This window comes from Kitasatospora sp. NPDC097691 (assembly GCF_040302665.1).
GTDB lineage: Bacteria > Actinomycetota > Actinomycetes > Streptomycetales > Streptomycetaceae > Kitasatospora.
Map to the genome: position 1 here is coordinate 53,476 of NZ_JBEORY010000024.1, position 12,316 is coordinate 65,791.

The following is a 12,316-nucleotide window of genomic DNA, read 5'->3' on the forward strand; positions in this document are numbered from 1 at the left end:
CAACAAGCTAGACAAAGCTAGTTGGGAGAACAGCCCGTGCTTGGGTACAACCTCGTCGACGAACCGTGGCTGACGGTACGACCGATCGGCGGCGGTCCTCCCGTGAAGCTGGGGATCGCCGAAGCTTTGGCCCGGTCCCACGATCTTGCGGGCTTGGTCGTGGAGTTTTCCACCCAACTGCCGGCCGTCCTGCGCCAGGTCCTGCTGCCCGTCGTCGCCGACGCCACCGGAGCACCTCAGACTCTCCGGCAGAAGGGCGAACGGCTCGCGCAGAAGGGCGGATTCACGAAGGAGGAGCTGGACAGCCTCCGGACCTACCTCGACGAGCACCACGCGAAGTTCGACCTCTTCGATCCCGAGGGCCCCTTCGGGCAGGTCGCCGGGCTGCGCACCGCCAAGGGCGAGACGAAGGGCTCCGCCGCCCTGGTGGCGACCGCGGCGAGCGGCAACAACGTCCCCCTGTTCGCCAGCCGTACGGATGCGAACGCGCTCGACCTGACAGCGGCCCAGGCCGCCCACTGGCTCGTGCACGCCCACTGCTGGGACACCGCGGCGATCAAGACTGGCGTCGTCGACGACCCCCAGGTCAAGGCGGGCAAGACGACCGGGAACCCGACCGGCCCGCTCGGCCAGCTCGGTGTCATCGTCCCGACCGGGCGCACGCTGTACGAGACACTCCTGCTGAACCTCCCGGTCTCCCCACCAGGCACCCTCGGCAGCCCGCAGTGGCGGCGCGGGCCGCACGTCCCCGCGTGGAAGTCCCGTGCGGCCGAGGGTCTCCTGGACCTGTGGACGTGGCAGGCCCGCCGGGTCCGTCTGCTCCCGCACCAGGACGATGCTGGCCAGCTGAGGGTCGCCCGGGTGGTCATCAGCGCTGGCGACCGGCTCGCACCGGTGTCCGACTTGGAGCCGCACACCGCCTGGACGTTCACCGCGCCCGCGAAGAAGTCGCCCTCGGCCCTGCCCGAGCGCAGGCCGCGCCGCCACACCCAGGGGAAGGCCGCCTGGCGAGGCCTGGAAGCCCTCCTCGCACCCACCCGCCAAAGGACCGACGGTGCCTTCGAGACCAGCAGCCTGCTCGACCAGGTCAGCGCACTCCAGGAGGACGACCACCTCCCCGCCGACTACCCGCTGCAGGTCGAGACCTTCGGCATGGTCTACGGCACCCAGTCCTCCGTCGTCGAGGACGTCATCCACGACGCCATCCCCCTGCCACTACTCGCTCTCCACCAGGACAGCGAAGCCCACCAGCTGCTCCTGGACGTCGCCGAGCAGGCGGAACGGCTAGCCCAGGCCGTCAACAACCTCTCCGCCGACCTGCGCCGGGCCGCCGGAACCGACCCCATCCCCTGGGACAAGGGCCAACGCCCCGGCGAACTCCTCCTGCACACCCTCGACCCCCTGGTGCGCCGCCTGCTCGCCGGTGTCCGTGACGCCGGAACCGACGAGGACGTCCTGGACCAGGGTCGACTCGCCTGGGAGCAACTCGCCCACCGCCGGGCGTGGGACGTGGCGAACACGCTCCTGCTGGCCGCACCCGCCAATGCCTTTGGCGGCCGCACCCTCGACCAGAGCGGCAAAGCGGGCAAGACACAGACCTACCGGCTCGGCACGGCCGGCGCGAACTTCCGACGCCAAGTCAACGACATCCTGCCCCGCCACGCCGACGCCGTACGGCAAGCGGCCATCGCCAAGGCAGCCGAGACCGGACCCGCCCCCGACTCCGACCCCTTCCCTGGAGCGGACTTTGACTACTGAACACACCACCCCCGCCAAACGGCGCCGGTACTGGGACGACTTCACCGCGCACGACCATACCTGGCGCATCGACCCCCGCACCAAGCAGCCGCGCCGACCGCCCGGCGAGGACCTCGCGGCCATGCGCTCAGGCCTGGGACGCCCCGTCATGGACAGCCCCAAGATGTGGCCCCTCTACAGCTGCGAGGTCAACGACGCCCTCGCGCTGCGCGACGAGGTCTCCGACGAACAGAGGGCCGAACACGCCGCCCTCGCCCTCTACGGCCTCCACCAGCAGAGCCAGTCCACGCCGATGCACCGCCGCGGCGTCAAACTCGGCCAGGCGCTTCGCGCCCTGCGCCGAAGCGGCAAGTTCAGCGAAGAAGCGCTCGACACCCGCGTCGCCCAGCTCGCCGGCGCGACCAGCGTGTCCGCGCTGCTGGTCCACCTGCGCGGCCTGATCACCCAACTGCGCACCGTCGGGCAGCCGCTGGACTACGACCACCTGATGGCCGACATCCAGGCCTGGCACCACACCGACCGGCGCCCGCAGGTCCGCCTCAAGTGGGCCATCGGCTACCAGACGTGGAAGGACCAGGCGCCCGCCGACTGACCGCGCCCGGCAGCTCTATCACCATCGGCACCAGCATCCTTCGAGGAGAAGCGCATGACCGACCGCCTCTACATCGACGTGCACATCCTGCAGACCGTCCCGCCGGCGAACCTGAACCGGGACGACAACGGCAACCCCAAGGAGGCCTACTTCGGCGGCAAGCGCCGCTCCCGGGTCTCCTCGCAGGCCTGGAAGCGCGCCACCCGCATCCACTTCGCCCAGAGCCGCGACCCGCAGGACCTCGCCACCCGCACGAAGCGGATCGCCGCTCAGCTGGCCAAGGGCATCGCCGAGCGGGCCGGCCTCGCCGCCGAGGACGCGCAGCGGATCGCCGGCGCCCTGATCAAGTCGACCGGGATCTCCGCCGGCAGGAAGGAGGGCGACACCGCCTACCTCCTCTTCTACGGGCGCCGCCAGCTGGACGGCATCGTCGCCCTGGTCGCCGATGCCGCCGCGGACCTCGCCGCCCTCGACGCGAAGGCACTGGAGGAGGCCGTCAAGGCCCTGCCGGTCAAGGAGCAGCTGCAGAGCGGCCACCCGGCCGACGTCGCGCTGTTCGGCCGCATGGTCGCCGACATCCCCGGACTGAACGTGGATGCCGCGACGCAGGTCGCGCACGCGATCTCCACCCACGCCACCGAGCTGGAATTCGACTACTACACGGCTGTCGATGACGAGAACACCGCCGACGAGACCGGCGCCGGCATGATCGGCACCATCGGCTTCAACTCCGCCACCCTCTACCGCTACGCCACCGTCGGCCTCCACCAGCTACGCGAGAACCTCGGCGACGACAAGGCCGCCGTCGACGCCGTCGACCTGTTCGTCGACTCCTTCGCCCGCTCCATGCCCACCGGCTACGGCAACTCCTTCGCCCATCGCACCCGCCCCAGCCTGGTCGCCGTCGTCGTCCGCGTCGACCAGCCGGTGAACCTCGTCTCCGCCTACGAGAACCCCGTCCCGGCGAGCCGGGGCATCGTCGCCGAGTCCGCGCGCCGCCTCGCCACCGAGTTCGCCACCGCCACCGACCAGTGGGGCGACACCCCGCTCTACGTCGGCATCTGCCACACCCTCGGCACCGACACCGACGAGACCGGGCAGAAGCTCTCCGACGCTTTCGGTGTGAACCGCACCTTCACCGAGCTGCGCGACGGCCTGCTCACCGTCCTCACCGAGCAGGTGAACGACAACTGATGCCCGCCGAGCCCACCCCCGCACCGGCCCCCGAGGAGCAGTTGGTTCTCGTGCTGCGGCTTGGCGGTCCTCTGCAGTCCTGGGGTGACCGCAGTGCCTTCAACCGCCGCGACAGCCGGCCCCAGCCGACCAAGTCCGGCGTCGTCGGCCTGCTCGCCGCCGCCGCGGGTCGGCCGCGCGAGGCGGACCTCGCCGACCTGGTCGGACTGCGTCTGGGCGTGCGCGTCGACCAGCCGGGCACGCTGCTGCGCGACTACCACACCGTCAGCGACTACCGGGGCCGGCCGCTGCCGCAGGCCGGAGTCAACGCGAGGGGCCTGCAGAAGCCGACCTCCCCGGCCAAGGACACCCACGTCACCCACCGCTACTACCTCCAGGACGCGGTGTTCGTGGCGGCAGTCCAGGGCCCGGCCGCCCTCGTCACGGCGCTCGCCGAGGCGATCCGCCGCCCCGCCTTCCCGCTCGCCCTCGGGCGGCGCTCCTGCGTCCCCACTCAGCCGATCGCCCTCGGCGCGGTACGCGAAGGGACTCTGGAGGACGTGTTGGCCACCGAGCCCTGGCAGGCGGGCGACGCCGCCAAGACCGCCTACCGGCGACGCGCCGAACGGGGCCCCGAACCGTTCTCGCCGCACCGGATCGACCTGGCCGCGACCTTCGACGACGCCTCGGGCGACGACACCCTCCAGGACGTGCCGCGCTCCTTCGACCCGCGCGAGCGCGGCTTCACCACCCGACGGATCCGCCACGCCTGGCTCGACGTCCCGACCGGCCTCACCCCGTCGTCCACGACCGACCGGCCTGCCACGGCGGCCGGCGGCCACGACCCGTTCGCCCTGCTGGGCTGGTGACCCGATGACCTACCTCTCGCGCGTCCGCATCAACCCCCTGCGCGCCGCCAGCCGCAACCTGCTCGCCAACCCCCGCGCCCTGCACGGCGCCGTCACGGCCGGCATCCCCGACCAGACCCCCGGCGACCGGATCCTGTGGCGCCTGGACAGCGACCACCCGCGCCGACCCGTGCTGCTGGTCCTCACCCCCTCCAAGCCCGACTGGACCCACATCGTCGAACAGGCCGGATGGCCCGACGCCGAAGGCGAGCACTACGCGATCCGCGACTACAGCCCGCTGCTCGCCCAGCTCGCCGCCGGCCGCGAGTTCGCCTTCCGGCTCAAGGCCAGCCCCGTCCAGAACACCGCCAAGCCCGACAAGACGAGCCCCAACCGCACCAAGACCGCCGCCGAACTGCACCACCGCTCCTACCGGATGGCCCACCGCACCGCCGCCCAGCAACTCGGCTGGTTCCTGGAGCGCACCACCCGCTGGGGCTTCACCATCCCCGAGGCCCGCACGGACAGCCCGGCACCGGGCCTCGAACCGGATGCCTCGGACGCCTCTGCCGACACGCAGCCCGCCCGGGAGGTGCGGATCACCGACCGCAGCCGCAGCACCTTCACCAAGCCCGGCACCCGAACCCCGGTCACCCTCACCACCGCCACCTTCGAAGGCCACCTGCGCATCACCGACCCCGGCCTCCTGCAAACCGCCCTCCTCGGCGGCATCGGCCCCTCCAAGGCCTACGGCTGCGGCCTGCTCACCCTCGCCCCACTGCCCCCGGGAGCCCGCTGACCGATGGCCGACATCTGGTGGAAAGCCCACCCCCACACCCTGCACCGCCTCGCCGACCGCGTCTCCAGCGTCTACGTCGAACGCAGCCACATCGACCGCGACGAGAACGCCGTCGTCGTCATCAACAAACGCGAGACCGTCCGCGTCCCCGCCGCCATGGTCGCCGTCATGCTCCTCGGCCCCGGGACCCGCATCACCCACGGCGCCGTCAACTTGCTCGCCGACTCCGGCACCACCGTGTGCTGGGTCGGCGAACAGGGCGTACGCATGTACGCCGCCGGCCTCGGCCCCAGCCGTGGCGCGACCCTCCTCAACCGCCAGGCCTGGCTGGTCAGCCGCACCAAGGAACGCCTGGCCGTCGCCCGGACCATGTACCGCATGCGGTTCCCCGGCGAGGACGTCAGCACGGCCACCATGCAACAGCTGCGCGGCCGCGAAGGCGCCCGCATCCGCAAGCTCTACCAGGCCGAATCGCGCCGGACCGGTGTCCCGTGGAACGGCCGCGTCTACAAGGCCGGTGACGCGTACGCCGCAGGCGACGACCTCAACCGCCTCCTGTCGGCGGCCAACGCCGCGCTCTACGGAATCTGCCACGCAGTGATCACCGGCCTGGGCGCCAGCCCCGGCCTCGGCTTCGTCCACACCGGATTGGCCACCTCGTTCGTCCTCGACATCGCCGACCTCTACAAGGCCGAATACACCATCCCCCTGGCCTTCGACCTCGCCCAACAGGGCCATACCGAGGAACGTGACGCCCGCCTCGGCCTGCGCGACCGCATCGCCCAGGACAAGCTGCTGGGCCGTATCGTCCACGACGTCAAGACCCTCCTCAGCCCGGACGGCACCGAGATGCCCGACGTCGAGGTCAACGAACTCTGGGACGAACGCGTCGGCACAGTCCAAGGCGGCGTCAACTGGTCGGGCACGGAAAGCGCACCAAATGTCACAGCCTCCGACCCGGGCATGGGCGACGAGCACCTGGCCATCATCGGCCCGGAGTTCACCCAGGACACGAGCAGCCCATGACCGTCATCATCCTCATCGCAGCCCCCGAAGGCCTCCGCGGCCACCTCACCCGCTGGATGGTCGAGGTCGACGCCGGCGTCTTCGTCGGTACCCCCAGCCGCCGCATCCGCGACCGCCTCTGGGATCTCCTGGCCACCCGCATCGGCGACGGCCAGGCCGTCCTCGTCGAACCCGCCACCAACGAACAAGGCTGGACGGTCCGCACCGCCGGCAAGGACCGCTGGAAGCCCGTCGACTTCGACGGACTGATTCTCTCAGCCCGCTCCCGCCGCTAAACCCGCAGGTCACGAAGTGTCGGCCCCGCACGCGCGGGGGTTGCTCTGCCTGTTCCGGATGCTCAGCCCGCGCGAGATCGTCGGCCCCGCACGCGCGGGGGTTGCTCCGCCGTCACCCCGCCCGCCGCCGAAGTCCTGATGTCGGCCCCGCACGCGCGGGGGTTGCTCCAGGCGTTGAGCCTCTGCCATCTCGGTGCCTCCGTCGGCCCCGCACGCGCGGGGGTTGCTCCGCCGGCGAATAGCCGGCAGACCTCGGGGGGCCGTCGGCCCCGCACGCGCGGGGGTTGCTCCCACTGCCGGTTTGAGCGGGATTCACCCTTGGGGTCGGCCCCGCACGCGCGGGGGTTGCTCCTGGCAACCCGGGCAAGCGGCCGCTGCCGGAGCGTCGGCCCCGCACGCGCGGGGGTTGCTCCCGATGCTGGACGTCACCAACCAGATGACCGCCGTCGGCCCCGCACGCGCGGGGGTTGCTCCCCGGCCACCGCCTGGCAGGCCCGCCTCCTCATGTCGGCCCCGCACGCGCGGGGGTTGCTCTCACCGAGCTGCAGCAGCAGCTGACCGAGAAGGGTCGGCCCCGCACGCGCGGGGGTTGCTCCCGTCCTGACCGACCGCGAGGAACTCGGCGACAGTCGGCCCCGCACGCGCGGGGGTTGCTCCTACTCCCGGATCGGCCGCCGGGCCGGCGTCGAGTCGGCCCCGCACGCGCGGGGGTTGCTCTGCAGATTCGGTACTTCTCCAGGGCCGGGGCAGGTCGGCCCCGCACGCGCGGGGGTTGCTCCCCGCAGAAATACCCCGCCGAGTTCTGGGCGCAGTCGGCCCCGCACGCGCGGGGGTTGCTCCGGTGATTACCCGCTCGGAAAGTGGCTGTCGGAGTCGGCCCCGCACGCGCGGGGGTTGCTCCGGCCCCGGCCGGCGTGGCTGCAACCACCCGACGTCGGCCCCGCACGCGCGGGGGTTGCTCCGCGACCCGCGGCACCCAGCAGGGCGCGGAGATGTCGGCCCCGCACGCGTGGGGGTTGCTCCTGCCCGGTGACCTGGCGGGCATGCAGGTCCTGGTCGGCCCCGCACGCGCGGGGGTTCCTCATCGGTGTCAGTAGATGTAGGCCATGGCCTCACGCGGCCTGGTGGCAGCCGCCCTGCAGTACGCCCATGCCCACACGAAAGTGACCTTGAGCTACGCGGGGCGCTCCGGCACGACGTGGATGGACGACATCCACATTGAGACCCTGGAGATGGTGCTGGAGCAGAACGAGCAGGACGCGCGCCTGCTCGATGAGGGCGAGCACGTGTCCGGGCCCTCGGCCGACGGGTACCGGCGCCGGGTGCGGGCTCGTCCGCTTCGCCGGACGCGTGGTCACCGCCGGAAAGAGCGTGGAGCGGCCCCTCGACCAGGCGAACCCGAACATCCACCACGGCGAAGGCATGACCTGCGTATGGCGACGCGAGACCGCGGCCTGCTCCAGGCCCGGCTCGAGGCCGGCCTGTCCGCAGAGGACGGCCCCGACGAGTCGGAATGCCGCTCGGCGTGCACCAATCTGGCCTACACCGACCGCAGCATCGTCGAGCAGCGACTGCGACTCAAGCGGTGGGAGGCCACGGCCGCGGACCGGCCGGCGTTGCGCCCTCTGCGCGACCGTGCCGCAGCCCTGGCCGCCGGCAGCCGCGTCATCATCGACGCGCACGAGCGTACGACTGCCAACAACCAGACGCGGGAGCACTGATGGGACGCCGACCATGCGACCAGGACGTCGATCGGGCCGCCATCCGCGCGGAGGCCTGTCTCCTCGCCAGCACCCCCCTGCGCTCATCGTCCGGAAGCTCACGGCATCCGAGCTGATCACCGAGAGCGGTCTTCGGCGCGACATCGTCTACGGCCACACCGACCTCGTCCAGGACTTCCAGGCCCGAGCCAAGGCTCAGGACTCCACACCGACCGCGATGCAGGAACTCGCCGACGCCAACCGCGCGCCCAAGGCAGCGGCAGCGGCAGCGGAGCTGAGGACCGATCTGGCCGAGGAAGGTGATGCGCCGGATCATTGCCGAACTGTCGCTCGAACTGGAGCAGGCCAAGGTGGAACTCGGCGCCGCCGACGAGTGGCCCGGCTACCCTTCCGGACCGGCCATTTGAGGACGGTGAGACGGGGCTGAAAGGGCGGACATCGAACGGGTGGCGAAGTGTCGGCCGCCGAAGTTCGGCGAATCGCTGGCACCCGAGGCGGACCCGGCGGGACACTGTGCGCGGACAAGACTGACAATGGGCGGGGTTCGGGATGCAATGGTGGGCGTTCGCGCTGCTCGGTGCGGGTGGTGGTGCCCTTGTCGAAGTCCTATCTGTCTTCAACAGCATCGCACTGTGGCAGGGTGCGCGGAGAACCCCAGCCGGCAGGGTACGAGCCAGACCGCCCGCGCTGCGCATGTACCTCGATGTTCCCGCTCACGCATGGATGTTCTTGTTCCGGACGCTGTTGGGGGCCGTTGCGGCCTTCGCCTTCGGAGTCGGCGGATCGATCAGCGGGATGGCACCCGCCGTGGCGCTGGGTTTCTCGGCCCCGTCGTTCCTCGCACAGCTGGGAAGCATTCCAAGGCTTGCCCAGGCGCTCACCGACACCACCGGCGACGCCTCGTACCTAACGTCCGGGTCGAAAACCAGGAACCCCGACACAGGACATCAGCCGCTGATCAGCCCGGTCGCGCCGCAGGTGGTAGGCGAACAGGAGGAGGCCAGTGGACGATAGGCCGTTGATCCGCCGTGTCCTTTCCGGCCTACTCGACACATCCCGGACACCAACTCCGCCGTCGGGAGCGGCCTCGGTCGGCTACACGCTGACTCGACGCGTCGTCGCCGGGCTCCTCGGTGTCTCCCTTCCCGGGGCGAGCCGGCCGGAAGAACTGTTCCCGACCCCGCTGCCTGTCCCCGCGGCCCGGGCCCAGGTGCTTGTGGGTGTCGGAGCCCCAAAACTGGTTGACGAGGAGTCGGTCGACGACGGCGGCCGGAGCGCCTCTGCTGACTCGGGAGCACCTGACACCTCGCTGCCCAAGCCGCGCTGGTACCTGCTGACAGCCTTGTTCGTGGATGCCACCTGCCTGGGCCTGCCGATGTGGACGATGCTCAGCAGGTACCAACCGGGATCGGTGGCTGCCCCGGCGGTCGCAGGCGCTGCCTGGATGCTGCTGAGGGCTTGCCGCCGGCGGTACAGCGTGGACTCCCTCGGCGAACCGGGGCAGACGGCCGCCGTGCTGCGCGACTGGACGGTGCTGGTCGGCGTACTCGCTGTTGTCCGGGCCCTGACCGGTGAGCACTCCGATCCGGTCGTTGCGCTGGCATCGCTCGCTCCGGGCATGATCTGCACCGCCATCACCACAACGGGGACCCAGCGGCACCTGCGTACCGCGCGAACGAGCCGCAGAGGATCACAACGTGCCCTCGTAGTAGGCGAGCCAGCCCTCGTCGATCACGTGACCGACCGCCTGTCGGGCGACCCCGCGCGCAGGTACACCGTGGTGGGAGTCGTTCCGATCGGTGAAGCACCCGTGGTCAGCGACACCCTGGTGATCACCCGCCTCCCTTCGGAGCAACCCTCCGTACGCAGCGACGTGCGAAGAGTTCTCATCGCAGCATCGGCCGAACGGGCCGATCTCGTCCTTCTCGCACCAGGCGCGCAACTGATCGGGGACCGGCTTCACCATCTGGTGCGCGGCCTGCAGGATGCCGCCATGCCGGTGGCCGCACTCGCAGGTCCGGCGGACCTCGCGCTGCGGCGGTTGGATCTGCGGCGCGAAGCAGGGGTCAACCTCGTGCACGTGAAGGCACCGATGAGAGGGGCTCAGGCGATCCTCAAGGCAGTCCTCGATCGGAGCTTCGCCGCAGCCGCACTGCTACTGCTTTCTCCTCTGCTGCTGGTGCTCGCGGCACTGGTCAAGGTCACCAGCCGAGGGCCCGTGCTATACCGGCAACAGCGGGTGGGCCGGGCCGGCGAGTCGTTCACCATGTTCAAATTCCGTAGCATGGTGGTAATTACCGAACGTTTCAAGGCCGAACTCGCCGAACTCGCCGAACTCAACCTCGACACCGATGGCGTGTTCTTCAAGCTTCGCCAGGACCCGCGGATCACCCCGTTCGGCTGCTTCCTGCGCCGTTACTCTTTGGACGACCTGCCACAGCTGCTCAACGTGCTGCGTGGCGACATGTCCCTCGTCGGTCCCCGGCCTCCTCTCCCTGAGGAGATCCCGCACTTCGACCGGTTGGAGGAGGGAGCGGTGCGCCGGTTGTCGGTCAGGCCGGGGATGACCGGTCTCCGGCAATACAAAGACGGCTCCGACCGATCCTGGGAAGCCGTGGTGAAACTCGACATGCAGTACATCGACGGGTGGTCGATCGGCCTGGACTTCAGCATCCTGGTCCGCACGCTGGGCATGGTCGTGCGCGGCCAGGGTTACTGACGTGGTGTCCAACTGACGCGGCTGTGACGTGGCACGGTGGTGGTCATCTTGATCAGGATGGCGGGGTGTTGCCGCACCGGGCACAGTCTGCGGGGGATTCCTGGTCTGGCATCGTGAACAGGATCGTCCGCTGGCCGAGCAGTACATCCGCTCGGCCATCAAGGTGAGCGACCACCACAAGGCGCTGCTATGAACTCTCCCTTCGACGACCCCGCGTTCGAGGACACGATCCGCGCCGCCGCCGCCGAGACGGACGGGGTGGAACGGTTCGTCGTGGCCGCCGTGATCGCCGACGGCAACCGCATGCTGTTCCTGCGGCGCCCGGCCGGCGAGTTCATGGCGGGCCTGTGGGAGCTGCTGTCGGGCAAGGTCGAGACGGGGAGGGCATCGAGCAGGCCCTGCTGCGTGAGGTCGACGAGGAGACCGGGCTGCGGATCGACGCGGTCGAGAAGTACCTCGGGCACTTCGACTACACCTCCGGCAGCGGCGCCCTCACCCGGCAGCTGACCTTCGAGGTCACTGTCACCCGGACCGGCCCGGTCACCCTCACCGAGCACGACGCGCACGAGTGGCCGGGCCCGACGAGATCCCAGCCGCCGACGACGCCGTACGGGAACTCGTCACCCGCTGATCGCGCACAGTGAGCTCATCGACCGGGCCTGCGGAGACGGATACGACGCCTTCGTGGGCGCACTCATCGTCCGCCACGGCCGGCTCCTGATGCTTCGACGTACGGCGTCGGACTCCTGGGCCGGCCGTTGGGATCCGCCCGGCGGCGGCGTCGGGACCGGCGAATCCCTCGCCGAATCTCTCGCACGGAAGGTCCAAGAAGAGGCCGGGCCGGCCATCGCCGGCGCGCTGTACATCGGCCACCTGGACTACCCAGCCCGCGAGAATCCCCTGCTTCCCGTCAGCAGGGGGTTCTTCTTCGCCGCCGAGGAGCCGCCCGGTCACTGGTCGGTCCGGATCAACCAGACAGAACACGATCGCTTCGCCTGGTCCAGGCCTGACCGTGTCCGGTCGACACGGCCTGGCCTCCGCGCTCTTGTTACCCGGCGGCCGGCGCTTACGCCTCGGAATCTCCCCGATCCTTGGTGAACGCACAGGGGCTGCTGAGTTAGCTCTGCTCGCCCACCGGGCGCGGGGCCGCCAGGGTCGAGGAGGACTCTGCCGCGCTTTCGGTTAGCCAGGGCGGCTGCTGACACTCGGCCACCGTCCGTCGGCAGGGCTACGGTGTGCTGACAGCGAGATAGGTGGGGGAGCAATGGGGACTGGAACTGGCCGACGCGCTGACTTCAGTGAGGCAACGAAGCGTGCCCTCGCGCTTCGGGCGGCCTTTCGTTGCTCGAATCCCGGCTGCGGGGCACTCACCATCGGGCCCGGAAGGGGCATCGACGATGTCGAA

At 70.5% G+C, this 12,316-nt stretch carries 11 protein-coding genes and 1 CRISPR repeat array; all 11 genes read left to right on the forward strand.

All coding sequences use genetic code 11. The features are described from left to right. Window positions 1–36: 36 nt before the first annotated feature. Entirely contained in the window at window positions 37–1,758 is a 1,722-nt protein-coding gene (gene casA, locus ABTY56_RS18965; protein WP_350630060.1) for a type I-E CRISPR-associated protein Cse1/CasA, read from the forward strand. Beyond that, window positions 1,748–2,350, forward strand: a complete 603-nt coding sequence (gene casB, locus ABTY56_RS18970) for a type I-E CRISPR-associated protein Cse2/CasB (protein ID WP_350630061.1) — start codon at window positions 1,748–1,750, stop codon at window positions 2,348–2,350. Before casA ends, casB begins: the two co-directional genes overlap by 11 nt. 54 nt (window positions 2,351–2,404) lie before the next feature. Then, window positions 2,405–3,544, forward strand: a complete 1,140-nt coding sequence (cas7e, locus tag ABTY56_RS18975) for a type I-E CRISPR-associated protein Cas7/Cse4/CasC (protein ID WP_350630062.1) — start codon at window positions 2,405–2,407, stop codon at window positions 3,542–3,544. Beyond that, window positions 3,544–4,392, forward strand: a complete 849-nt coding sequence (gene cas5e, locus ABTY56_RS18980; RefSeq protein ID WP_350630063.1) for a type I-E CRISPR-associated protein Cas5/CasD — start codon at window positions 3,544–3,546, stop codon at window positions 4,390–4,392. Before cas7e ends, cas5e begins: the two co-directional genes overlap by 1 nt. Before the next feature lie 4 nt (window positions 4,393–4,396). Continuing rightward, window positions 4,397–5,170 carry a type I-E CRISPR-associated protein Cas6/Cse3/CasE gene (gene cas6e / locus ABTY56_RS18985; RefSeq protein WP_350630064.1) on the forward strand — a complete coding sequence of 258 codons (774 nt, stop codon included), beginning with the start codon at window positions 4,397–4,399 and terminating at the stop codon, window positions 5,168–5,170. A 3-nt stretch (window positions 5,171–5,173) separates the two neighbouring features. After that, window positions 5,174–6,196: a type I-E CRISPR-associated endonuclease Cas1e gene (cas1e, locus tag ABTY56_RS18990; RefSeq protein WP_350630065.1), complete on the forward strand. Its 1,023-nt coding sequence runs from the start codon at window positions 5,174–5,176 to the stop codon at window positions 6,194–6,196. Continuing rightward, window positions 6,193–6,471 (forward strand): type I-E CRISPR-associated endoribonuclease Cas2e, encoded by a 279-nt coding sequence (gene cas2e, locus ABTY56_RS18995; protein ID WP_350630066.1) that lies wholly within the window; start codon window positions 6,193–6,195, stop codon window positions 6,469–6,471. Before cas1e ends, cas2e begins: the two co-directional genes overlap by 4 nt. An 18-nt stretch (window positions 6,472–6,489) precedes the next feature. After that, window positions 6,490–7,555: direct repeats of the CRISPR family, unit length 29 nt; unit sequence GTCGGCCCCGCACGCGCGGGGGTTGCTCC. A gap of 22 nt (window positions 7,556–7,577) precedes the next feature. Further along, window positions 7,578–8,192, forward strand: a complete 615-nt coding sequence (locus tag ABTY56_RS19000) for a hypothetical protein (protein WP_350630067.1) — start codon at window positions 7,578–7,580, stop codon at window positions 8,190–8,192. 1,018 nt (window positions 8,193–9,210) lie between these two features. Continuing rightward, on the forward strand, window positions 9,211–10,911 hold the full coding sequence (locus ABTY56_RS19005; RefSeq protein ID WP_350630068.1) for an exopolysaccharide biosynthesis polyprenyl glycosylphosphotransferase: 1,701 nt from the start codon (window positions 9,211–9,213) through the stop codon (window positions 10,909–10,911). Between the two features lie 347 nt (window positions 10,912–11,258). Further along, entirely contained in the window at window positions 11,259–11,555 is a 297-nt protein-coding gene (locus ABTY56_RS19010) for an NUDIX hydrolase (RefSeq protein WP_350630069.1), read from the forward strand. A 40-nt stretch (window positions 11,556–11,595) separates the two neighbouring features. Then, window positions 11,596–12,009: an NUDIX hydrolase gene (locus tag ABTY56_RS19015; protein ID WP_350630070.1), complete on the forward strand. Its 414-nt coding sequence runs from the start codon at window positions 11,596–11,598 to the stop codon at window positions 12,007–12,009. Window positions 12,010–12,316 lie beyond the last annotated feature (307 nt).

Excerpts from the sequence above, each read along its gene's own strand:
- cas7e (WP_350630062.1), top strand. The coding sequence starts at position 2,405 with ATGACCGACCGCCTCTACATCGACGTGCACATCCTGCAGACCGTCCCG.
- cas5e (WP_350630063.1), top strand. The coding sequence starts at position 3,544 with ATGCCCGCCGAGCCCACCCCCGCACCGGCCCCCGAGGAGCAGTTGGTT.
- cas6e (WP_350630064.1), top strand. The coding sequence starts at position 4,397 with ATGACCTACCTCTCGCGCGTCCGCATCAACCCCCTGCGCGCCGCCAGC.
- cas1e (WP_350630065.1), top strand. The coding sequence starts at position 5,174 with ATGGCCGACATCTGGTGGAAAGCCCACCCCCACACCCTGCACCGCCTC.
- cas2e (WP_350630066.1), top strand. The coding sequence starts at position 6,193 with ATGACCGTCATCATCCTCATCGCAGCCCCCGAAGGCCTCCGCGGCCAC.
- ABTY56_RS19000 (WP_350630067.1), top strand. The coding sequence starts at position 7,578 with ATGGCCTCACGCGGCCTGGTGGCAGCCGCCCTGCAGTACGCCCATGCC.